The sequence below is a fragment of the Rhodococcus sp. IEGM 27 genome, assembly GCF_033142305.1.
In the GTDB taxonomy this organism is placed as follows: domain Bacteria; phylum Actinomycetota; class Actinomycetes; order Mycobacteriales; family Mycobacteriaceae; genus Rhodococcus_F; species Rhodococcus_F oxybenzonivorans.
This window is the reverse complement of sequence record NZ_JAWLSG010000006.1, coordinates 16,306-36,996: the sequence shown is the minus strand read 5'-3', so window position 1 is coordinate 36,996 and position 20,691 is coordinate 16,306. Positions and strand designations below refer to the sequence as shown.

The window sequence follows — 20,691 nt, the reverse complement described above, 5'->3', positions numbered from 1 at the left end:
GTCACCGCGGTATGGGCGGCAGCTGGATCGGCGGCAGACCGGGCAACTGGATGGGCGGTAGGGGGATGCCCTGGCCGGGTAGCTGCTGCGGTGCCGCCCGCACCGATCCGTCGCTGACGTAGATCGTGATGGTCGAACCGGGGATGGCCGATCCGGAGGGCGACGCGCCCGTCACCGTTCCCTTGGCCGCCTGAGCTTGCGTGGTCACTGCGTTGACGGTGAAGCCCGCTGCCTGCAGCCGCGAGGTGGCGGCCGACTGGCTGAGTCCGACGACATCCGGAACCTGGCCGTTCTGGGATCCCCGCACATATTTCTGGTCGACCGGCGGCAGGGTCGTCGGACCGAAGTTGTTGACGATCGGGTTCATCGCCGCGTACCACGTGCGGGCCGGTTCGTTACCACCGAAGAGGTTGCCGTCACCGCAGGGGCGTAGCGGGCTCGAGCAGATCTCGCCCGGTGTGGGGGAGTCACCGAACACGTACACGGCTGCCGCGAGGTTGTTGGTGAACCCGAGGAAGCCCGAGGACATGTGCGACTCGGTGGTGCCGGTCTTACCGGCCATGGGGAGCGTCCAGCCGACGCTGCCCGCCGCGGCCGCAGAGGTGCCACCGGGCTTGTCGTCCTTGCTCATCGCGTTGGTGAGGGTATCGGCCAGTCCAGGCTCGACAACTTGCTCACAGGCCTGCTGGGTCACCGAAACGGGCTTGCCTTCGCGGTCGAACACCGAGTCGATCGGGGTGGGCGGGCACCACTTGCCGTGCGAGGCGAGCGTCGCGGCGACATTCGACAGTTCGAGGGGGTTGATCCAGGTGGGCCCGAGGGTGAACGACCCCAGATTCTGATCCTTCTGGAAATCGGCCATGCTGCGCTCGTCGAAGCCGGAAGTGCCGGGCTGGGCGTAGGAGCGCAGTCCCAGACGCACCGCCATGTCGACAGTCGGGGCAACGCCGGTGGCCTGGATCAACTTCACGAACGCCGTGTTCGGCGACTGCGCCAGCGCATCGGTCACCGACAGTGCCGCCGGATACCGGCCCGCATTCTCGACGCAGTAGGTGGCCGCAGGGCATCCTCGCGCGCCACCGCTACCCATGCCGCGGGCCTCGAATCGACCGGGAACGTCCAGGACGGCACTGGTGCCGAGGCCCTTCTCCATGGCGGCGGCCGTCGTGAAGATCTTGAAGATCGATCCGGCGCCGTGACCGGCCAGTGAGTACGGCTGCGCCTGGACGGTCTCACTGGCGTTGGCGTCGAGCCCGTAGGTACGGCTACTGCCCATCGCCAGGATCCGATGCGAGTCCTGTCCGGGCTGGACGACGTTCATGACGTTCGCGATGCCGTCGAGATTCGGCCTGGCATTCGCGGTGAGCGCTGCCTTGGTCGACGCCTGCACGGCCGGGTCGAGCGTGGTCTTGATCAGGTAGCCGCCCTTGTCGATCTGCTCGCGACTGATTCCGGCGTTGGCCAGATACTGCAGGGCGTAGTCGCAGAAGAAGCCGCGATCACCCGCGGCGATGCACCCGCGCGGCAACCGGTTGGGCTCGGGCAGCACCCCGAGTGGGGTCTCCTTGAGGGCCCGGAACTCCGAGGCGCGGTCGGGGATGTTGGCAATCATCGTGTCGAGGACGACGTTGCGGCGCTCGAGCACGCCCTCCGGATTGGTGTACGGGTTGAGTGCCGAGCTCGATTGCACCATGCCCGCGAGCATCGCGGCTTGGCCGGCGTTCAGTTCGGACGCGTCGATGCCGAAGTATGTCTGCGCGGCGTCCTGAATTCCGAACGAGGCGTTGCCGAAGGGAACGAGGTTGAGATACCGGGTGAGGATCTCGTCCTTGGTGAGCTCCTTGTCGAGCGTGAGCGCCATTCGGATCTCGCGGATCTTCCGCGCCGGAGTGGTCTCGATCGCCGCGCGGCGTTCGGCGTCGGTCTTCGCGACGACGAGCAGCTGGTAGTTCTTCACATACTGCTGGTCGAGCGTGGACGCGCCCTGCTGCACCTCACCACTGGTCGTGTTGGTGAGGAAGGCGCGCATGGTGCCCTGCCAGTCGACGCCCTTGTGCTCGGGGAATCGGCGGTCCTCGACCGAGACGATCGCGAGTTTCATCTCGTTGGAGATCTTCTCGCTGGGGACTTCGAACCGTCGCTGCTCGTACAGCCAGGCTATGGGGTTGCCCGCGGAGTCGACCATCGTCGAGACGGCCGGCACGGTGCCCTCGACCAATTCGGCGGAGACGTTGTCGACGGTGTCAGCCGCTCTGTTGGACATGAAACCGAAGCCGCCGGCGAGCGGGAACATCACGCCGGCGAGCAGTACACCTGCCAGGGCAGAGGATCCGGCGAGCTTCCCCACTGTTTTTGCAATCGACACGATCTACAGACTACGTGGGCTCCGCGGGTGCCCTGGTTGGGCGCGGATTTCGACGAAGAAACTGCCCTGAGCACGGGGTATGGACGGGCGTACCAAAAAAGCGTCTTCCCCGTCTTGCGCGTTGCGGTTTCTTTACTTAAGTTGTTGGAACAGTGTGATGGAGGTAACACTCTATTGCGAATGTGGTGCAGCTCTTCCGTGATAAGTGCTGGGCTGCGCAGACTCGAAAAGGGGAAACGAATGCACATGACCACCCCAACCAGCCGTCTGGACGTCGAGCAAGCAGAAGCCCGAATCGCCTGGGTTACGCAGGCCCGTTGCCGGGAAGTCGATCCCGATCAACTTTTTGTACGTGGCGCAGCGCAGCGCAAGGCTGCGACGATTTGCCGGCATTGCCCGGTGTTGATGCAGTGTGGAGCCGATGCTCTCGACAATCGTGTCGAGTTCGGGGTGTGGGGCGGCATGACGGAACGTCAGCGTCGGGCGTTGCTCAAGCAGCATCCCGAGGTCGAGTCGTGGTCCGACTTCTTCGAAGCGCAGCGGCAGCACCAGTCCGCCGTCTGACCTCCCACTTCGCGTGGGCTGACGGAAGAATTTCGCGAGGTGGGTGAGCCGTTTATCCGGCGGAGCTGATCAGCTCCTGCGGGTGAGCTGATCACCCACCGCTCTCAGCGCCTCGAGATCCGACACCTCGAACGGCAATGAGGGAACGCCGACGATCGGCACTCGAGGGTGGGCGGCCGTGAACCGGCTCAGCAGTTGTACCTCTCGCTTCGCTATCACTGCTCGGTGGGCATGAATCCGCAGGACAGCGGCGGTGAGGGGATCCTGGTCCCCCAGTTGATCGGCGGCTGTGACCGCATGATCGGCGGGCAGGGAACTGAGGGTGGGATGCGTCCGATTCAAGACCAGGCCCGCGAGCGGCATGCCGTCGCCCGAGAGCCGGTCCACGAAGAACGCCGCCTCCCGCAGGGCATCCGGCTCCGCCGCTGCGATCACCAGAAAGCTGGTGCCGGGCTGTCGGAGCAACTCGTAAGTACGCGTTGCCCTTTCGCGGAAACCGCCGAACATCGAGTCGAGTGATTGCACGAAACTCGATGCGTCGGACAGCATCTGACTACCGACGATGGTGGACACGCCGCGTAGCGCCAGGCCCATCGCGCCGGTCACGAGCCGGGTGAGGCCGCGTCCGGGCGCGGTCAGCAACCGGATCATGCGACCGTCGAGGAAGGCGCCGAGACGCTGTGGCGCGTCGAGGAAGTCCAGCGCGTTGCGGGACGGCGGGGTGTCGACCACCACAAGGTCCCATTCCTTGCTGGACGCGAGCTGGCCCAGCTTCTCCATCGCCATGTACTCCTGCGTTCCCGAGAACGAGGTGGCGACGGTCTGATAGAAGGGATTGGCGAGAATCTGCTGCGCCTTTTCCGGCGTGGAATGCTCGATCACCATCTCGTCGAACGTGCGGCGCATGTTGAGCATCATCGCGTGGAGTTCGCCGGTGGCACCCGGCCCGAGCTGCACCGGCTGCGGCGAGTTGTCGAGTTCTTGGACCCCGAGAGCCTGGGCGAGCCTGCGGGCCGGATCGATGGTCAGCACGACCACCTTCCTTCCGCGTTCCGCCGCCCGCAGCGCCAGCGACGCAGCCGTCGTTGTCTTGCCGACACCACCGGCTCCGCAGCACACCACGATCCGGGTGGCCGGGCTCGCGAGAATGCCGGCCATGTCGAGGGCGGGAGCGGTTCGCCGCCGCTCGTGTTCCATCGTCTGGGTCATCGGACACCCTGTTCCGTCAGAAATTCCGCGAGTTCGTACAACCCGCCCAGGTCCACACCGTCGGCGAGGGAGGGAAGGTGCAGCCGCGCCCCGTCCACTTCGCTGAGCTGTCCGGCACTCTCCTGCTGGGCTTCGAGTACCGAGGCGTGCTCGATGGTCTCGGTCAGCAGACCGGCAAAGTCCTCGTCGTTCACCGTAACTCCGCTCTTCTCCAGCCCCGCACGAACGGCGTCCGCGTCGATGCGTCCCTTCGCGACCTCGGCCAAGGTCTCGTCCGGAAGGAACTGCGGGCTCGTTCGGTTCACGACGATGGTTCCCAAGCGGAGATCGGCCCGGGCGAGCTCTTCAGCCGCGTCCGCTGTCTCCTGCACAGGCAGTGCCTCGAGCAGCGCGACCAGATGCACCACGGTGTCGTCCGAATGAAGCAGCCGCACCACGCCTTCGCTCTGCGAGCGAACAGGGCCGCCCTTGGCGAGGTCCGCCATTGCCTTGGTGACGTCGAGGAAATTGCTGATGCGACCCGTCGGGGGAGCGTCGACGACCACGGAGTCGTAGACCCGCCGTCCGGACTTGTCGGTGCGCACGACGCATTCCTTGATCTTGCCCGTCAGCAGCACGTCGCGAAGTCCGGGCGCGATGGTGGTGGCAAATTCGATGGCACCGAATCTGCGCATCGCCCTGCCCGCGAAGCCGAGGTTGTAGAACATTTCGAGATACTCGAGGAAGGCTGTCTCGATGTCGATGGCCAGCGCCATCACCTCGCCGCCTCCTTCGGCCGCCGCGACCTTCGTCTCCTGCGGCGGCAGTGGAGGCACGTCGAAGAGCTGGGCGATGCCCTGCCTGCCCTCGACTTCGACCAACAGCACACGACGCCCGCCCTCCGCCAGTGCGAGGGCCAACGCGGCGGCGACCGTGGACTTTCCGGTGCCACCTTTTCCGGACACGAAGTGCAGCCGCGCGCGCGCCGCCTTCTCTGGCCATGTCGGGGTGAACTGCTCTGGGGATGCAACCACGCGTCGAGCCTATAAGTCTGGGAGCCGGGATGTGCGGGGGATAGGCTCACCGGCATGAGTGAATTGACTTCCTGGGAGTACGCCACCGTTCCGCTGCTCACACACGCCACCAAGCAGATCCTCGACCAGTGGGGAACCGACGGCTGGGAACTGGTCACAGTTCTCCCCGGACCCACCGGTGAGCAGCACGTTGCGTACCTGAAGCGTCCGAAGGGCTGAGAGCGTGACGGAAACACAGAACTGGTCGGCCCGCCTGACCGAGCTGGGCGTGACGCTGCCGCCCGTCGTGCCACCGGTCGCCGCCTACGTCCCGGCCCTGCGCACCGGCAACTACGTGTACACCTCGGGACAGCTGCCGATCGTCGACGGCAAGCTGACCACCAAGGGCAAGGTCGGCGCCGACGTGTCGGAAGACGACGCAAAGGTGGGTGCGCGCACCTGTGCACTCAATGCGCTGGCGGCAATCGACGCGCTGGTGGGCATCGACTCCGTGGTGCGCATCATCAAGGTCGTCGGCTTCGTCGCGTCCGCCGAGGGATTCTCCGGTCAGCCCGGTGTCGTGAACGGCGCATCCGAGTTCTTCGGTGAGATCTTCGGTGAGGCCGGCGCGCACGCCCGGTCCGCTGTCGGTGTCGCGGAACTGCCCCTCGGTGCACCCGTCGAGGTGGAAGTCATCGCCGAAGTGCGGACGGAAGCGTAGAGCGATGACGCTTGATCATCCCGCCTACGGGCAGGTCCGTGCGGTCACCCCGATCGTCTCGGTCCTGCTCGAGAACAATCCCGGCATGATGACGCTCGACGGCACCAACACCTGGATTCTGCGAGCACCGGGGCGGGACGAGTGCGTGGTGGTGGATCCGGGCGATCAGGACGAAGAGCACCTCGCCCGGGTAGCCGCCCTCGGTCCGGTCGCCGTGACGTTGATCACCCATCGTCACGTCGATCACACCGGCGGGGTGCAGCGTTTCTTCGAACTGACCGGAGCCCCGGTGCGTTCGGTCGACCCCGAGTTCCTCCGCGGAGGCGGGGAGCCGCTCGTCGACGGCGAGATCATCGACGTCGCCGGGCTCACCATCAGTGTTGTCGCGACACCGGGTCATACCCGTGACTCGGTGTCCTTCACGGTCGAAGGCGAAGGCACGGTCCTCACTGGGGACACGATCCTCGGGCGCGGCACCACCGTCCTCGACGACTCGGACGGCGACCTCGGCGACTATCTATCTTCGCTGCGTCGTCTACTCGAGCTCGGGCCCGGTCACCGCGTCATGCCCGGGCACGGACCCGAGTTGTCCGACTTGCACACCGTCGCCCGACAGTACCTCGATCATCGTGAGGAGCGTCTCGCTCAGGTTCAGGCAGCGATCGCGGACCTGGGCGAGGAAGCCACGGCCAGGGAGGTGGTCGAGCACGTGTACTCGGACGTCGATCCGCAGCTGTGGCCGGCGGCCGAGAAGTCGGTCAACGTGCAGCTCGCGTACTTGCGGGCACCCAACTGAGAAACGCTTCGGCCACCCCTGATTGCAGGAGTGGCCGAAGCGTTGTCGAGCGCGAAAGCTACCGGGCGCGACGCGCCAGACGCTCGGAGTCGGAGATCAGCACGCTCTTGCCTTCGAGACGCAGCCAGCCGCGGTGTGCGAAGTCTGCGAGCGCCTTGTTGACCGTCTCGCGGGAGGCGCCGACGAGCTGGGCGATCTCCTCCTGCGTGAGGTCGTGCGTGACGCGCAGCGAACCGGCTTCCTGCGTGCCGAACCGCTGAGCGAGCTGCAGCAGGGCCTTGGCGACACGGCCGGGAACATCCGTGAAGATCAGGTCGGCAAGGTTGTTGTTGGTGCGCCGCAGACGGCGCGCGAGCACCCGGAGGAGCTGTTCGGCGATCTCGGGACGATGGTCGATCCACGCCTTGAGTGCTTCGCGATCCATGCTCACGGCGCGAACCTCGGTCACCGTGGTCGCGGTGGACGTACGCGGGCCAGGGTCGAAGATGGACAGTTCGCCGAACATGTCCGACGGCCCCATGATCGTGAGCAGGTTCTCGCGGCCGTCCGGTGAGCGGCGGCCGATCTTCACCTTGCCCGAGACGATGATGTACAGGCGGTCACCGGGCTCACCTTCGTTGAAGATGACATGTCCGCGGGGGAAGTCGACAGGCTGCAGCTGCTTCGTCAGCGCCGCTACTGCTGAGGGCTCGACTCCTTGGAAGATGCCGGCTCTTGCCAGGACGTCGTCCACGTGCGCTCCTTGGGAATATTCGTTCGTCTGTAGTCATATTGTGCGCGATTTGCTGCACGGCGACGGCGCCCCGGTCATCGGCGGCGTGTCGCTGTGCAACAGGTACGGCTCTGAAGTCTACGTTGAGACGGCTCGGTCTGAGTGACCGATACCACGCAAGTCGGAAAAGTTGACCGTACGTACGTGCTCCGAAACACATTCTCCGGTGGTCAGCTGGCGCGACGTGAGCCGACTTCCGTCACCGCAGCGTCGTCGCTGTCGAACCGCGAGTGCCCTCTGCGCCGCCGGTGGAAGCGGGCAAGGGCATGCGGGAATCCCTCGTGTGCCAGGGTGGCCACTTCGTCGTGACTTGCCTGGTCGAGAAACTCTTCCACCTCTTGCTGCCGAACGGTGAGCCGGCGGAGCCGGAACTCCACACGTTCCATGGCCAGCGCAAACAGCATCAGCAGCACTGGGAAGAGGACCACAGCGAGACCTTGCATACCGGGTAGTAAACACTGCGAATGTCTCAGATGCGACACAGCGGCGATTCGGATTGCGGCCGTGTCCGTAGAGTTGGACCCGTGCATGTGACCCCCAGTGACGGCTCCAGTCTGCGTGGACGCGCCCGTTCCCGGGCCGCGAATCAGGAGGAATCCCGGCTCGGCCTCGTGCGACGCGCCCGGAGGATGAACCGCCGCCTCGCGGAGGCTTTCCCGCACGTCTATTGCGAGCTCGACTTCACCACTCCACTGGAACTCGCGGTCGCGACCATCCTCTCCGCGCAGTGCACCGACGTCCGGGTCAACATGACGACGCCGGCGTTGTTCGCCCGCTATCCGGATGCGAAGGCGTATGCGGAAGCCGACCGCACGGAGCTCGAGGAGTACATCCGGTCCACCGGTTTCTACCGCAACAAGGCGACGTCGCTGATCGGCCTCGGGCAGGCTCTGCTCGAGCATCACGACGGAGAGGTTCCGAACACCCTGAAGGAACTGGTGAAGCTCCCCGGTATCGGCCGCAAGACCGCCAACGTGATTCTGGGCAACGCCTTCGATGTCCCGGGAATTACCGTCGACACGCATTTCGGTCGGCTGGTCCGGCGCTGGCAATGGACCGACGAGGAGGATCCCGTCAAGGTCGAGCACGCGGTCGGGGCAATCATCGAACGCAAGGAATGGACTTTGCTGTCCCACCGGGTGATTTTCCACGGCCGGCGCGTCTGCCATGCCCGCAAGCCGGCGTGTGGCGTGTGTGTTCTGGCCAAGGACTGTCCGTCGTATGGTCTGGGCCCGGTCGACCCCGACGTCGCTGCCGAGTTGGTGCGCGGACCGGAGACCGAGCATCTGCTTCGTCTGGCCGGCCGGTGAGGATCGATACGAGTGTCTAGTGCAGCGCGGTGGAGTGTGGCCGCCCTCGTCGTTGTCGCAGCTCTCGTCGTCGCGATCTGGCCGCGCGGGAACGATGCGCAGGCACCGTCGTACGAGGACCGTTTCGGTCCGGGCGGAAGCACGCCGATGTCCGTCGGCGCCGATCCTGGCGCCCTCTCCGCGCTGCGTTCGGATGCGGCGCTCGAGCCCTGTCCCGCACCCTCCTCGGCGCCCGCTGCCGACTCGGTATTTGCCGGCATCACGCTCGAATGCGTGGGCGACGGCAGCGGGGTCGATCTCGCATCCGCTCTCGCCGGCCGGCCTGCGCTATTGAACCTGTGGGCGTACTGGTGTGGTCCCTGCGCGGAGGAGCTGCCCTACATGCAGCAGTTTTCCGATCGGGCCGGTGACGCCGTTACCGTCCTTACCGTGCACACCGATCCCCAGCAGGCCAGCGCATTGTCGCGGCTCGTCGACTACTCCGTCACCTTGCCCGGTGTGCAGGACGCTGACGGGCGGGTCGCCGCTGCGGTGGGGGCGCCCGCGGTCCTGCCTGTGTCCGTGCTGATCCGGGACGACGGCAGCGTGGCGAAAATCCTGCCGCAGCCGTTCCGCAGTGTCGAGGAGATCGCCGCCGCCGTCGAGCAGAACCTGGGGGTTGCGGCATGACCGCGTCCGTCGACGGCGCAGCCGTTCCGACCTGGTTGCGTGAGGTCGTGCGGCGCACACCGGCCGACCCGCATCGCATCAATCCGGTCCTGAATCGGCGTGCCCCCAGCGGGGCGGCCACGCGCGAGGCTGCGGTACTGGTGTTGTTCGGCGGTCCTGCCGAGGCAGACCCCCTGATGTCCGGGGGACTGCCCGCGGGCGCCGACGTCCTGCTCACCCAGCGCGCGGCCACCATGCGTCAGCACAGCGGGCAAGTCGCGTTTCCGGGCGGTGCCAGCGATCCCGGCGACGACGGTCCCATCGCGACCGCCCTGCGCGAGGCGCAGGAAGAGACGGGGCTGGATCCGGCCGGGGTGCAGCCGCTCGCCGTTCTGGAACAGATTTTCGTCCCGCCGTCCGGCTTCGAGGTCACCCCGGTTCTTGCGTACTGGGAGAAGCCGAGCGCAGTGGGAGTCGTCGATCCCGCGGAGGCGGCGCGGGTGGCACGGGTTCCGCTGCACACCCTGATAGACCCGCGGAACCGGTTCCAGGTGCGCCACCCCGCCGGTTACCAGGGTCCGGCATTTTCGGCCGACGGCATGCTGGTGTGGGGATTCACGGCGGGCATCCTGGCGGCGTTGTTCGCGATCTCGGGCTGGGAACAGGAGTGGGACCGTCGGGACATCCGGGACCTCGACACCGTCCTGGCCGAAATGGAGAACGACATCGACGACGACCATCTGCCTCACAAGCACGGACATCGGGTGGGTGAGCGATGACAGGGTCGCGCTGGATCGATCTGGCGATCGTGTTGATCGCGCTCATAGCGGCCAGCTCCGGTTGGAGGCAGGGTGCGGTGGCGTCGGTACTCGCCTTCGTCGGTGTGCTGCTCGGTGCGGTCGCAGGCATCCTCATCGCCCCGCACGTGCTGGTGCACGTCGACGAGGGACGCGGCCGGGTGCTCGTCGGAATTGCGTTGATCGTGGTGCTGGTGATCATCGGGGAAGTGGCGGGGATGGTCCTGGGCCGAGCCGCCCGCGGGAGCATGCACAGTCCGGTGGCGCGCTCCGTGGACAGTGTCATCGGTGCCTGTGTGCAGGCGGTCGCGGTATTCGTGGCGGCGTGGCTGTTGGCCATCCCGCTGACGTCCTCGTCTCAACCGCAACTCGCAGCCGCGGTGCGCGGCTCGAGCGTGCTCGAGACCGTCGACAACCTTGCACCGGCGTGGATGCGACAACTCCCCACCGAGTTCTCCGCGCTACTCGACACCTCCGGACTTCCGGACGTCATCGGTCCGTTCGGACGCACCCCGATCACCACGGTCGATCCGCCCGACGCCGGCGTTCTCGAGAGCCCGGTGGCATCCTCCCTGCAGTCCAGCGTGCTCCGTATCCGGGGTGTGGCGCCCAGTTGTCAGCGTGCGCTCGAAGGGTCCGGCTTCGTGGTCGCGCCGGAACGGGTGATGACCAACGCGCACGTCGTGGCGGGCACGGCGGGAATCGTCGTGGACACCGCAGACGGACCCATGGACGCCGAGGTGGTGCTGTTCGACCCGTCGACTGACGTGGCCGTTCTCGAGGTACCGGGCCTCGACGCTCCCGTGCTGAACTTCGCGCCGGAGCCGGGACGAACAGGTGACAGTGCGCTGGTTCTCGGATACCCGGGCGGCGGGTCCTACACGGCCAGTGCCGCGCGGATACGCGAGATCCTCGACCTCAGCGGTCCCGACATCTACCGGGCCGGAACGGTTCAGCGTGAGGTGTACACGGTGCGCGGTTCCATCCGGCAGGGCAACTCGGGTGGACCGCTCGTCGACGGTGAGGGCATGGTGCTCGGGGTGGTCTTCGGCGCCGCGGTCGACAACAGTGACACCGGCTTCGTTCTCACCGCCGCCGAGGTGTCGCGTCAGCTGGAGACGGCGTCCGGCGCGACCGCCGCAGTGGACACCGGAGGCTGCATCCTCTGAGCGAGCCCTACACGCGGCGCGTCGAGACCAGCCCCTGCAGGGCGGAGTTCACCCGCTCTGGCGCTTCCCAGTGCGCGTAGTGCCCGACACCGGGAATCGTGTCGAGCTGCTGTGTGGGGGCGAAGCGACGGCTGCGCCGCACGGTGTCGGCGAGCACGTAGGGGTCGAGGTCACCGTGGAGGTGGAGTACGGGTATCCGCAGCGTCTGATCCATCGAGGCCATGAACCGGCGGCCGTCCGGGCGGAACTGGCTACGGAACGCCCACCGCTGGTATTCCAGCGTGCAGTGCGCGGTGCCGGGAATCTGGATCGCCGACCGCATCCGGGACATCACGAGGTCGAATTCCGAAGACTTCGGCCACGCCGGCCCCGACCGTTCGACGATCACACGCTCGACTTCGGCCCCACCGTCACGCGTGAGCCGTCGTTCGGGCCGCCACGGCAACTGGTATGACACGAACGGGGGCAGAACGGCCTTGCGTTGGTGACGGTCGCGGAGAACCGCCTGCTTCAGGGCGATCGGGTGTGGGGAGCTGATCAGTGCGATCGACCGCACCAGACGCGCGTGGAGCACCGCGGTAGCCCAGCAGACCAAGCCGCCGTCGGCGTGCCCCACCAGCGTGGCCTCGCTGTAGCCCATCGCCCGGATCAGGCCCGCGATGTCACCGGCCAGGGTCCAGCCGTCATAGCCGCGGGGAGGTTTGTCGGAGTCGCCGTAACCGCGGAGGTCGACGGCCACGGCGCGGACACCCTGGTCGGACAAGGCGATCAGCTGATGTCGCCACGACCACCAGAAGTCCGCGAATCCGTGCAGCAGGACGACGAGCGGCGCATCCGGTGCGGATGCGCCGACCTCGACGGTGTGGAAACGGATTCCGTTGGCATGGATGTCACGGTGAATCCACGGGCCGTCGAAACGGACGGTTGACGGATCGGGTGGTGCCACCGGACGGAACTATCGTGCGTGTCGTCCGCTGGGAGACGCGAGGTGGGCCTCCGCATCGGAGTACGACGTCGGGAGCACGGTTCTGGCCTGCTTGAGGGAATCGATCGTCTTCTCCGGTGCACGTAGTTTGCGGACCCGCAGATAGCCGAGCAGACCCAGAATCGCCGTGACGACGACCATGATCAGGAAGACGATGAGGAAGGCCAGCCAGCGTGCGATCCAGACGTCGAGGAGTTCGGCGAGGAAGAAGAAGAAGAAGAACGAGCTGAACAGCAGCACGGTGAACGCGAGAATGAAGAACAGACTGCCCTGCAGGCCCTTCTTGACCTCGCCGGTCACCTCGGCCTTCGCGAGCTCCACCTCGGCGCGTACGAGCGTGGAGACCTGCGCGGTTGCGTGCTTGACCAGTGTGCCGAGGGTCACCTCGCCGGACGGTGAAATGTCCGCGTCGGTGAGCGGGATCGACGACACCGTGTTCGGCACCCCGTCTCCCGTGTAACGCGGGCTGTCTCCCTTGCCGTGAGTGATGCTCACTTGTCGACCCCTCCAGGTAGCTCTTGCACGTCCGAGTCTTCGTTCTGGCCATGTGTGCCCGACATCGTCGTCACAGTAACTGCCGACGATGTCACGAGCAGCCCGACCTTCACCATGTCGGCCGTGCTGCCGTCACCGATTCCCGCGTTTGCGAGATTCGCTACGAGAAGGCTAGCGGTCAGTGGGCTGCCCGGGTGTAGGCGGCTCCGCCGCCCGTGCGCCTTTCTGGTAGTGGGAGCTACCAAAAAGGTGCACGGGGCGCAAAGCGCCCTACTTGCCGCGGATGGCGTCGAAGACTTTCGGGTCGACCAGGGTGGAGGTATCGCCGAGGTCGCGGCCTTCGGCGATGTCCTTGAGCAGGCGACGCATGATTTTGCCGGAGCGGGTCTTGGGTAGTTCCGGGACGACGGTGATCTGCCGCGGCTTCGCGATGGGGCTGATTTCCCGCGCGACCTCGGCTTTGAGTTCGGCGATCAGGTCGTCGCCGGTGTTCTCGACGCCTTCGCGGAGGATGACGAACGCGACGATGCCCTGGCCGGTGGTCTCGTCGGCGGCTCCGACGACGGCGGCTTCGGCGACTCCGTGGTGTCCGACGAGGGCGGATTCGACCTCGGAGGTGGAGATGCGGTGGCCGGAGACGTTCATGACGTCGTCGACGCGGCCGAGGACCCACAGGGCGCCGTCTTCGTCGTATTTGGCGCCGTCACCGGCGAAGTACCAGCCCTGCTCGGGGTAGCGGGACCAGTAGGTGTCGCGGTAGCGGTCCATGTCGCCCCAGATACCGCGCAGCATCGCCGGCCACGGTTTGTCGAGCACCAGGTAGCCGGATCCGCCGTTGCCGAGCTCTTTGGCGTCGTCGTCGACGATCTTGGCGGAGATGCCGGGCAGCGGTGCCATGGCGGATCCGGGTTTGGTGGCGGTGATGCCGGGGAGCGGGGAGATCATGATCGCGCCGGTCTCGGTCTGCCACCAGGTGTCGACGATCGGTGCCGTGTTGCCGCCGATCACCTCACGGAACCACTTCCACGCCTCGGGGTTGATGGGTTCGCCGACGCTGCCGAGGAGCCGGATCGAGGACAGGTCGTGGGCGTCGGGGATCTCCCGGCCCCACTTCATGAAGGTACGCACCAGGGTGGGAGCGGTGTAGTAGATGCTGACACCGTACTTTTCGATGATCTGGAAGTGGCGGTGCTCGTCGGGGGAGTTGGGGGTGCCTTCGTAGACCACCTGGGTGACGCCGTTGGACAGCGGTCCGTAGACGATGTAGGTGTGCCCGGTGACCCAGCCGATGTCGGCGGTGCACCAATACACGTCCTGTCCGACTTTGTGGTCGAAGACGTTGTGGTGGGTGTACGAGGCCTGGGTGAGGTAGCCGCCGGAGGTGTGGATGATGCCCTTAGGCTTTCCGGTGGTGCCGGAGGTGTAGAGGATGAACAGGGGATGTTCGGAGTCGAACGGCTTCGGCTCGTGGGTGTCGGAGGCTTTTTCGACGGTGTCGTGCCACCACAGGTCCCGGCCCTCCGCCATGTCGACGTCGATGCCGGTGCGTTTGACGACGAGCACGTTCCTGACGGATTCGGCGCCCTCGACAGCGTCGTCGACCGAGGGTTTGAGGGGGGCCGCCTGGCCTCGGCGCCATTGGCCGTCGACGGTGACGACGAGTTTGGCTTCGGCGTCGTCGATGCGGGAGCGCAGGGCGCTGGCGGAGAAACCGGCGAAGACGACGGAGTGGGTCAGACCCAGGCGTGCACAGGCGAGCATGGTGACGATGGCCTCGGGGATCATCGGCATGTAGATGGCGACGCGGTCGCCGGGGACCAGTCCGAGGTCGCTGAAGGTGTTGGCCGCCTTGCTCACTTCGGTGAGGAGGTCGTGGTAGGTGAGGTCGCGGGTGTCGCCGGGTTCGCCCTCGAAGTGGATGGCGACGCGGTCGCCGTTGCCTTCGAGGACGTGGCGGTCGACGCAGTTGAATGCGACGTTGAGCCGGCCGCCGACGAACCACTTCGCGACGGGGGCGTCGGACCAGTCGAGGACTTCGGTGAATGGTGCGTGCCAGTGCAGTCGCTGCGCCTGCTTCGCCCAGAATGCGAGTCGGTCGGCATCTGCCTCGGCCTGGAGTTCGGGTCCGGCGTTCGCGGTCGCGGTGAACTCGGGGCTCGGCGGGTACACCTGCGGGACGGCATCCGGCTGTGCGGATTTCTCCGTCGATCCGTTCGCCTGTGCTGCACTGGTCATTGTGGCCCGGCCTTCTTTCCAGTCTCGAAAACGGCAGTTCTAGCACGTGTGAGGGTAGTCACAAGGGCTCGGGAGCGCACCGTTGCACGAGGTTGCATGCGCGTGTTCTGCGACGATCGGTCCTTTCGGCGCGCCGGACGGTATTCCTCGGCGGCCGAATGGCCGAACTGTCCCGGTCGAAGGTTCGCCGAGACGGCATTTCGACGAGATTCTGCGTCTCCGGCCCCGCGGAGCCGTAACGTGATATCGTCGTCCCATCATTCCACCGGGGCTGGAGGAACGTTGTGCGTAGGACACGCGTGGCAACTGCTGTTCTGGCGGTGGGCATTGCAGCGGGAATGCTGTCCGCCTGCTCGTCCGGTGAATCCTCGGGAGGAGGAAGCGGGATCGTCAATGCTTGGGCGGGTGAGCCGCAGAATCCTCTGATCCCCACCAATACGAGCGAGAACCAGGGCGGCCGTGTGATCGATGCCCTGTTCGCCGGCCTCGTCTCGTATGACGCCCACGGTGCAATTACCAACGAAGTGGCCGAGTCCATCGACACCACGGACGGTAAGACATTCACGGTGACGCTGAAGGACGGCTGGACCTTCACGGACGGGTCACCCGTCACGGCATCGTCGTTCGTCGACGCATGGAACTACGGCGCGCTGTCCACGAATGCGCAGCTCCAGGCATCCTTCTTCGACCCGATCCAGGGCTACGACGAGGTGGCGGCCGAGAACCCGACGGCCCAGACGATGTCCGGACTGAAGGTGGTGGACGACACCACCTTCACGATCGAGCTGAAGCAACCGGAGTCGGCGTTCCCCGATCGACTCGGATTCGCCGCGTACTTCCCCCTGCCCCAGGTGGCGTTCGAGGACATGGCAGCGTTCGGCGAGAATCCGGTCGGAAACGGGCCGTACAAGCTGGCCGGACCCGGTGCTTGGCAGCACAACGTGCGGATCGACACCGTCACCAACCCCGATTACGACGGGAATCGGAAGCCGAAGAACGACGGAGTCGACTTCATCATGTATAACAGCCTCGACACCGCCTACACCGATCTGCTGGCCGGCAACGTCGATGTTCTCGACCAGGTTCCGCCGAGCGCAGTCACCACCTTCGAGTCCGATCTGCCGGGTCGCACCGTGAACCAGCCGTCCGCGACCATCGAGACCTTCACCATTCCGGGGCGTCTGCCGCACTTCAGTGGTGAGGAAGGCACCCTCCGTCGTCAGGCCATCTCGATGGCGATCAACCGCGACCAGATCACGGAACAGATCTACAACAACACCCGTACTCCGGCTCTCGACTTCACCAGTCCGGCCATCGAGGGTTGGTCGGATTCGCTCGCCGGTAACGGCAATCTGAAGTTCGACCCCGAGGCTGCGAAAAGACTGTGGGCGCAGGCCGACGCCATTGCGCCGTGGACCGGCAGTTTCGAGATCGCGTACAACGGCGACGGCGGGCACAGGGAATGGGTGGATGCCACGGCCAACAGCATCCGCAACACGCTGGGCATCGACGCGAAGGGCAAGGAATACCCGACCTTCGCTCAAATCCGGACCGAGGCCACCAACCGCACGATCCCGTCCGCATTCCGTTCGGGATGGCAGGGCGACTACCCACAGCAGTACGGCTTCCTTGCGCAGAACTACCAGACAGGCGGCAGCTCGAACGACGGCGACTACTCCAATCCGGAGTTCGACCGGCTGCTGCGCGCATCGGCCGGCGAGATCGATCCGGGTAAGGCTCAAGATCTGCTCGACCAGGCGCAGGAAGTTCTTCTGAGGGATCTGCCCGCTGTTCCCACGTGGTACCGCAATGCCGCGAGCGGCTGGTCGGAGAACGTGTCGAACGTGACGATCGACTGGAAGGGTATCCCGATGTATTCGGACATCGAGAAGAACTGACACCGGAGTCGCCGACGGGGTGGGGCGAGCTTCCGCCGTCACCGGCCCTGCGGAGAGGAAGGGACCCGATGCTCTGGTACATCGGCCGCCGTGTGCTCCAGATGATTCCTGTGTTCCTCGGGTCGACCTTCCTGATCTACGCGATGGTGTTTCTCCTGCCCGGTGACCCGATCGCCGCGCTCGCCGGCGACAAGGCGCTGAGTCCCGCCGTCACAGCCCAGCTCCGCGCCCGGTATCACCTCGATCAACCGTTCCTGATGCAGTACTTCCTCTATCTCAAAGGCATCTTCACGCTCGACTTCGGCACATCCTTCTCGGGACGTCCGGTCAGTGAGGTTCTGGCGCAGTCGTTTCCAATCACCATCAAGCTGTCTCTGATGGCACTGGCCATCGAAGGGCTCTTCGGGATCGGCTTCGGGCTGTTTGCGGGACTGCACAAGGGCGGCCTCTTCGACAGCACCGTGTTGCTGGTCAGCCTCGTGATCATCGCGGTCCCGATCTTCGTCATCGGGTTCCTTGCCCAGTTCTTCATCGGGGTGAAGTGGGGATGGGTACCGCCGACGGTGGGGGGCAATACCAGCTTCGTCAATCTTCTGCTCCCGGCCTTCGTCCTCGGGTCGGTGTCTTTCGCGTACGTGCTGCGGCTCACCCGCACCTCGGTGGCCGAGAATCTGACGGCCGACTACGTGAGAACGGCCACCGCCAAGGGGCTTTCGCGGCGCAGAGTCGTGCAGGTGCATGTACTGCGGAACTCGCTCATCCCCGTCGTGACCTTCCTGGGTGCCGACCTCGCCACCTTGATGGGTGGGGCGATCGTCACCGAGGGCATCTTCAACATCAACGGAGTCGGCGGCACGATCTACCAGGCGGTCACCCGGGGCGAGGCGCCCACGGTCGTTTCGTTCGTCACCGTCTTGATCGTCATCTACCTGCTGGCCAACCTGATCGTCGATCTCCTGTACGCCGCACTCGATCCGAGGATCCGTTATGTCTGAGAAAGTGGTCAACGACGAGTCGCCCCGGACCGGAGACCGGAAGATTCGCCAATCACACTTCGTCGCTCCCGAGGAGGTCGCGCCGCCGGGGGAGACCGACACCGTGTCCCTCGATCAGCCGCCCGCGAGTGTGTGGTCGGATGCCTGGCGCGATCTGCGCCGACGTCCCCTGTTCGTGGTCGCGTCCGTCATCATTCTCGTCGTCATCGCCGTAGCCGCCTTCCCGAGCCTGTTCACCGGCACCGACCCACGGTTCTGCGACCTCGCGTTCAGCATGCGCGGCCCGTCCTCCGGCCACTGGTTCGGTTTCGACAAGCAGGGATGTGACATCTATTCCCGCACTATCTACGGGGCCCGCGCGTCGGTGCTGGTCGGCGTGGGGGTCACCTCGATCGTCTTACTCATCGGCGTCGTGTTCGGCTCCCTCGCCGGATATTACGGAGGCTGGGCGGATTCGTTGCTGTCGCGGGTAGCCGACATCTTCTTCGGTGTCCCGCTCATTCTCGCTGCGATCGTTCTCATGCAGTTGTTCGCGAATCGCAGTATCTGGACGCTGATCGTCGTACTCGCCCTCTTCGGCTGGCCCCAAATGGCGAGAATCGCTCGCGGGGCGGTCCTCTCGGCCAAGAACAACGACTATGTCATGGCGTCGAGGGCGCTCGGCGTCTCGAACTTCCGGACGCTGCTACGTCATATCCTGCCGAATTCCCTGGCGCCGATCATTGTGGTCGCGACCATCTCGTTGGGTGTCTACATCGTGGCCGAGGCCACGCTGTCGTTCCTGGGTATCGGCCTCCCGTCCTCCGAGATCTCGTGGGGTGGAGATATCAGCACTGCGCAGGTGACACTCCGTCAAGGGTCGGCGATTCTGTTCTACCCGGCTGCCGCGCTGGCGATTACGGTGCTCGGCTTCATCATGATGGGCGACGCTCTCCGGGACGCGCTCGACCCCAGGGCGCGGAAGCGGTGAGCGTGATGTCCCCGAACGAAACCACCGGACCGATGGCTACGGCCGACGAGGCGCCGCTGCTCGATATCCGAGACCTGGAGGTCACGTTCGCGTCCCGTTCGGGTTCGGTTCCGGCGGTGCGGGGGGTGAGCCTCACCGTATATCCAGGGCAGACGGTGGCGATCGTCGGTGAGTCGGGGTCGGGAAAGTCCACGATTGCTCACGCCGTCATCGATCTGCTGCCCGGTACGGGGAAGGTCACCGGCGGCCAGATTCTCTTCGCAGGACGTGACCTGGCGGGTGCCCCGGAGCGAGACTTCGTCGCCTTGCGTGGACAGAAGATCGGCCTCGTTCCGCAGGACCCGATGTCCAACCTCAATCCGGTGTGGAAAGTGGGCTTCCAGATCCGGGAGGCACTGTCGGCCAACGGGATCGCACAGGGGAAGGCCGCGAGGGTCCGCGCGGCCGAACTCCTCGAAGAGGCCGGGCTCGCCGATGCCGAAGACCGGTTGGGGCAGTATCCACACGAGTTCTCGGGTGGCATGCGACAGCGGGCGCTCATCGCCATCGGACTGTCGGCCCGCCCGCAGTTGCTCATCGCCGACGAACCGACGTCTGCCCTCGACGTCACCGTCCAGCGACAGATACTCGATCACCTGGACGGGCTTACCAGTGAGCTGGGGACGGCAGTACTCCTCATCACCCACGACCTAGGTCTCGCGGCCGAGCGGGCGGAACATCTCGTCGTGATGAGCAAGGGCCGCGTCGTGGAATCCGGGCCTGCCCTCGAGATCCTGCAGCGACCGCAACACCCCTATACGCAGAAACTCGTCACCGCAGCGCCCTCGCTGGCCTCCCAGCGACGCAGCTCTTCGCTCGCGCGGGCCGACATCCGGGATCAGGCACTCGAGGTGGTCGGTGAGGCGGAGCAGCACGTTGCGCTCGAGGGCGAGTTCGGTGAGGTCACCGATGATGTGGTGGTGGTGACCCGACTGAACAAAGTCTTCACCATCCGTCACGGCTTACGGAGATCCACCGAGTTCAAGGCCGTCGACGACGTCTCGTTCGCGGTCCGCCGGGGAACGACGACCGCCCTCGTCGGTGAGTCCGGGTCGGGCAAGTCGACCGTGGCGCACATGGTGCTCGGACTGTTGGCCCCGACGTCGGGGCACGTGGTCTTCGACGGTAAGGATGTCGCGACGCTCGACCGGAGGGAGACGCTGGCTTTCCGGCGCCGCGTACAACCCATCTTCCAGAATCCGTACGGCACCCTCGACCCGATGTACTCCATCTTCCGCACCATCGAAGAACCTCTGCGCACGCACAAGGTGGGTACCCGCAAGGAGCGGGAGGCCCGGGTACGGGACCTGCTGGACAAGGTCGCGTTGCCTGCGTCGGTGATGCGGAGATTTCCGAACGAGCTTTCCGGCGGGCAGCGCCAGCGTGTGGCGATCGCCCGCGCGTTGGCGCTGCAACCCGAGATGGTGGTGTGTGACGAGGCGGTGTCGGCGCTGGACGTGCTGGTGCAGGATCAGATCCTCACACTGCTCAACGACCTGCAGGCAGAACTGGGGTTGACGTACCTGTTCATCACTCACGACCTCGCGGTGGTGCGGCAGATCGCCGACGACGTCGTGGTCATGTCGGCGGGCGCCATCGTAGAGAAGGCCACTACCGACGAGGTGTTTCGCTCGCCCAAGGCGGCCTATACGCGGAAACTGCTCGCGGCCATCCCGGGTGGATCGATCCGGCTCGGCGCCTGAGGACGACTCGGCGCCGGGTAGCGTTCTC

20 protein-coding genes and 1 pseudogene are annotated in these 20,691 nt (G+C 65.7%); 12 read left to right on the top strand and 9 right to left on the bottom strand.

Translation table 11 applies throughout. The features are described 5' to 3' along the window. Window position 1 precedes the first annotated feature (1 nt). A complete protein-coding gene (locus R4P95_RS20945) occupies window positions 2-2,347 on the bottom strand; it encodes a penicillin-binding protein (RefSeq protein ID WP_213577380.1) in 2,346 nt (781 codons plus the stop codon). A 258-nt stretch (window positions 2,348-2,605) separates the two neighbouring features. Between R4P95_RS20945 and R4P95_RS20940 the strand changes: the two genes are divergently transcribed. Beyond that, window positions 2,606-2,929 carry a WhiB family transcriptional regulator gene (locus R4P95_RS20940; RefSeq protein WP_005248496.1) on the top strand — a complete coding sequence of 108 codons (324 nt, stop codon included), beginning with the start codon at window positions 2,606-2,608 and terminating at the stop codon, window positions 2,927-2,929. A 69-nt stretch (window positions 2,930-2,998) separates the two neighbouring features. Here R4P95_RS20940 and R4P95_RS20935 read toward each other — a convergent pair whose 3' ends face one another. Together R4P95_RS20935 and R4P95_RS20930 are read right to left on the bottom strand one after the other, a co-directional pair. Next, window positions 2,999-4,138: an ArsA family ATPase gene (locus tag R4P95_RS20935; RefSeq protein WP_213574433.1), complete on the bottom strand. Its 1,140-nt coding sequence runs from the start codon at window positions 4,136-4,138 to the stop codon at window positions 2,999-3,001. Next, on the bottom strand, window positions 4,135-5,151 hold the full coding sequence (locus R4P95_RS20930) for an ArsA-related P-loop ATPase (protein ID WP_213574431.1): 1,017 nt from the start codon (window positions 5,149-5,151) through the stop codon (window positions 4,135-4,137). The genes R4P95_RS20935 and R4P95_RS20930 overlap by 4 nt, the downstream gene beginning before the upstream one ends. A gap of 54 nt (window positions 5,152-5,205) precedes the next feature. Between R4P95_RS20930 and R4P95_RS20925 the strand changes: the two genes are divergently transcribed. From R4P95_RS20925 to R4P95_RS20915, 3 genes are read left to right on the top strand one after another with little or no spacing between them, the layout of a single operon-like run. Next, window positions 5,206-5,370: a DUF4177 domain-containing protein gene (locus tag R4P95_RS20925; protein WP_005248493.1), complete on the top strand. Its 165-nt coding sequence runs from the start codon at window positions 5,206-5,208 to the stop codon at window positions 5,368-5,370. A 4-nt stretch (window positions 5,371-5,374) separates the two neighbouring features. Next, the gene (locus R4P95_RS20920) at window positions 5,375-5,851 is read left to right on the top strand and encodes a RidA family protein (protein ID WP_317745165.1); all 477 of its coding nucleotides are present in this window, start codon (window positions 5,375-5,377) and stop codon (window positions 5,849-5,851) included. A gap of 4 nt (window positions 5,852-5,855) precedes the next feature. Then, entirely contained in the window at window positions 5,856-6,647 is a 792-nt protein-coding gene (locus R4P95_RS20915; RefSeq protein ID WP_317745164.1) for an MBL fold metallo-hydrolase, read from the top strand. Window positions 6,648-6,705: 58 nt separating this feature from the next. Here the strand turns inward: R4P95_RS20915 and R4P95_RS20910 are convergent, their stop codons facing one another. Both R4P95_RS20910 and R4P95_RS20905 read right to left on the bottom strand, forming a co-directional pair. Continuing rightward, window positions 6,706-7,380 carry a Crp/Fnr family transcriptional regulator gene (locus R4P95_RS20910; protein WP_005256089.1) on the bottom strand — a complete coding sequence of 225 codons (675 nt, stop codon included), beginning with the start codon at window positions 7,378-7,380 and terminating at the stop codon, window positions 6,706-6,708. A 209-nt stretch (window positions 7,381-7,589) separates the two neighbouring features. Further along, a complete protein-coding gene (locus tag R4P95_RS20905; protein ID WP_109334827.1) occupies window positions 7,590-7,862 on the bottom strand; it encodes a hypothetical protein in 273 nt (90 codons plus the stop codon). An 81-nt stretch (window positions 7,863-7,943) separates the two neighbouring features. Here R4P95_RS20905 and nth point away from each other — a divergent pair, with 81 nt between their 5' ends. Genes nth through R4P95_RS20885 form a run of 4 tightly spaced genes read left to right on the top strand, consistent with a single transcriptional unit; the run spans window position 7,944 to window position 11,343 of the window. Next, entirely contained in the window at window positions 7,944-8,729 is a 786-nt protein-coding gene (gene nth / locus R4P95_RS20900) for an endonuclease III (RefSeq protein ID WP_159918972.1), read from the top strand. A gap of 12 nt (window positions 8,730-8,741) precedes the next feature. Further along, window positions 8,742-9,398, top strand: coding sequence for a TlpA disulfide reductase family protein (locus tag R4P95_RS20895; RefSeq protein WP_317745163.1), 657 nt, complete (start codon window positions 8,742-8,744; stop codon window positions 9,396-9,398). Beyond that, window positions 9,395-10,156 (top strand): NUDIX hydrolase, encoded by a 762-nt coding sequence (locus R4P95_RS20890; RefSeq protein WP_159918974.1) that lies wholly within the window; start codon window positions 9,395-9,397, stop codon window positions 10,154-10,156. Before R4P95_RS20895 ends, R4P95_RS20890 begins: the two co-directional genes overlap by 4 nt. Then, on the top strand, window positions 10,153-11,343 hold the full coding sequence (locus tag R4P95_RS20885; RefSeq protein ID WP_317745162.1) for a MarP family serine protease: 1,191 nt from the start codon (window positions 10,153-10,155) through the stop codon (window positions 11,341-11,343). The genes R4P95_RS20890 and R4P95_RS20885 overlap by 4 nt, the downstream gene beginning before the upstream one ends. Before the next feature lie 7 nt (window positions 11,344-11,350). Here the strand turns inward: R4P95_RS20885 and R4P95_RS20880 are convergent, their stop codons facing one another. The 4 genes and pseudogenes from R4P95_RS20880 to acs form a co-directional block, all read right to left on the bottom strand. Next, the gene (locus R4P95_RS20880; RefSeq protein ID WP_317745161.1) at window positions 11,351-12,289 is read right to left on the bottom strand and encodes an alpha/beta hydrolase; all 939 of its coding nucleotides are present in this window, start codon (window positions 12,287-12,289) and stop codon (window positions 11,351-11,353) included. Between the two features lie 9 nt (window positions 12,290-12,298). Further along, complete coding sequence (locus R4P95_RS20875) at window positions 12,299-12,823, bottom strand: phage holin family protein (RefSeq protein WP_213574417.1); 525 nt, start codon at window positions 12,821-12,823, stop codon at window positions 12,299-12,301. Next, a pseudogene (gene nhaA, locus R4P95_RS20870) lies at window positions 12,820-13,002 on the bottom strand (Na(+)/H(+) antiporter NhaA); the annotation flags it as partial. The pseudogene nhaA and the gene R4P95_RS20875, both read right to left, overlap by 4 nt. A gap of 91 nt (window positions 13,003-13,093) precedes the next feature. Further along, window positions 13,094-15,058: an acetate--CoA ligase gene (acs, locus tag R4P95_RS20865; protein ID WP_317745160.1), complete on the bottom strand. Its 1,965-nt coding sequence runs from the start codon at window positions 15,056-15,058 to the stop codon at window positions 13,094-13,096. A 284-nt stretch (window positions 15,059-15,342) separates the two neighbouring features. Here acs and R4P95_RS20860 point away from each other — a divergent pair, with 284 nt between their 5' ends. The 4 genes from R4P95_RS20860 to R4P95_RS20845 all read left to right on the top strand — a co-directional run bounded on the left by R4P95_RS20860 (window position 15,343) and on the right by R4P95_RS20845 (window position 20,663). Continuing rightward, entirely contained in the window at window positions 15,343-16,956 is a 1,614-nt protein-coding gene (locus tag R4P95_RS20860; protein ID WP_317745158.1) for an ABC transporter substrate-binding protein, read from the top strand. A 68-nt stretch (window positions 16,957-17,024) separates the two neighbouring features. Continuing rightward, the gene (locus tag R4P95_RS20855) at window positions 17,025-17,951 is read left to right on the top strand and encodes an ABC transporter permease (protein ID WP_317745156.1); all 927 of its coding nucleotides are present in this window, start codon (window positions 17,025-17,027) and stop codon (window positions 17,949-17,951) included. Then, window positions 17,944-18,921, top strand: a complete 978-nt coding sequence (locus R4P95_RS20850) for an ABC transporter permease (RefSeq protein WP_317745154.1) — start codon at window positions 17,944-17,946, stop codon at window positions 18,919-18,921. The genes R4P95_RS20855 and R4P95_RS20850 overlap by 8 nt, the downstream gene beginning before the upstream one ends. Further along, a complete protein-coding gene (locus R4P95_RS20845) occupies window positions 18,918-20,663 on the top strand; it encodes a dipeptide ABC transporter ATP-binding protein (RefSeq protein WP_397517708.1) in 1,746 nt (581 codons plus the stop codon). The genes R4P95_RS20850 and R4P95_RS20845 overlap by 4 nt, the downstream gene beginning before the upstream one ends. Window positions 20,664-20,691: the final 28 nt, after the last annotated feature.

Bases quoted from the DNA above. Each gene is read 5' to 3' on its own strand.
- R4P95_RS20885 (WP_317745162.1), top strand. From the start codon at position 10,153: ATGACAGGGTCGCGCTGGATCGATCTGGCGATCGTGTTGATCGCGCTC.
- R4P95_RS20925 (WP_005248493.1), top strand. From the start codon at position 5,206: ATGAGTGAATTGACTTCCTGGGAGTACGCCACCGTTCCGCTGCTCACA.
- R4P95_RS20940 (WP_005248496.1), top strand. From the start codon at position 2,606: ATGCACATGACCACCCCAACCAGCCGTCTGGACGTCGAGCAAGCAGAA.
- R4P95_RS20850 (WP_317745154.1), top strand. From the start codon at position 17,944: ATGTCTGAGAAAGTGGTCAACGACGAGTCGCCCCGGACCGGAGACCGG.
- R4P95_RS20890 (WP_159918974.1), top strand. From the start codon at position 9,395: ATGACCGCGTCCGTCGACGGCGCAGCCGTTCCGACCTGGTTGCGTGAG.
- R4P95_RS20905 (WP_109334827.1), bottom strand. From the start codon at position 7,862: ATGCAAGGTCTCGCTGTGGTCCTCTTCCCAGTGCTGCTGATGCTGTTT.
- acs (WP_317745160.1), bottom strand. From the start codon at position 15,058: ATGACCAGTGCAGCACAGGCGAACGGATCGACGGAGAAATCCGCACAG.
- R4P95_RS20915 (WP_317745164.1), top strand. From the start codon at position 5,856: ATGACGCTTGATCATCCCGCCTACGGGCAGGTCCGTGCGGTCACCCCG.
- R4P95_RS20855 (WP_317745156.1), top strand. From the start codon at position 17,025: ATGCTCTGGTACATCGGCCGCCGTGTGCTCCAGATGATTCCTGTGTTC.
- R4P95_RS20935 (WP_213574433.1), bottom strand. From the start codon at position 4,138: ATGACCCAGACGATGGAACACGAGCGGCGGCGAACCGCTCCCGCCCTC.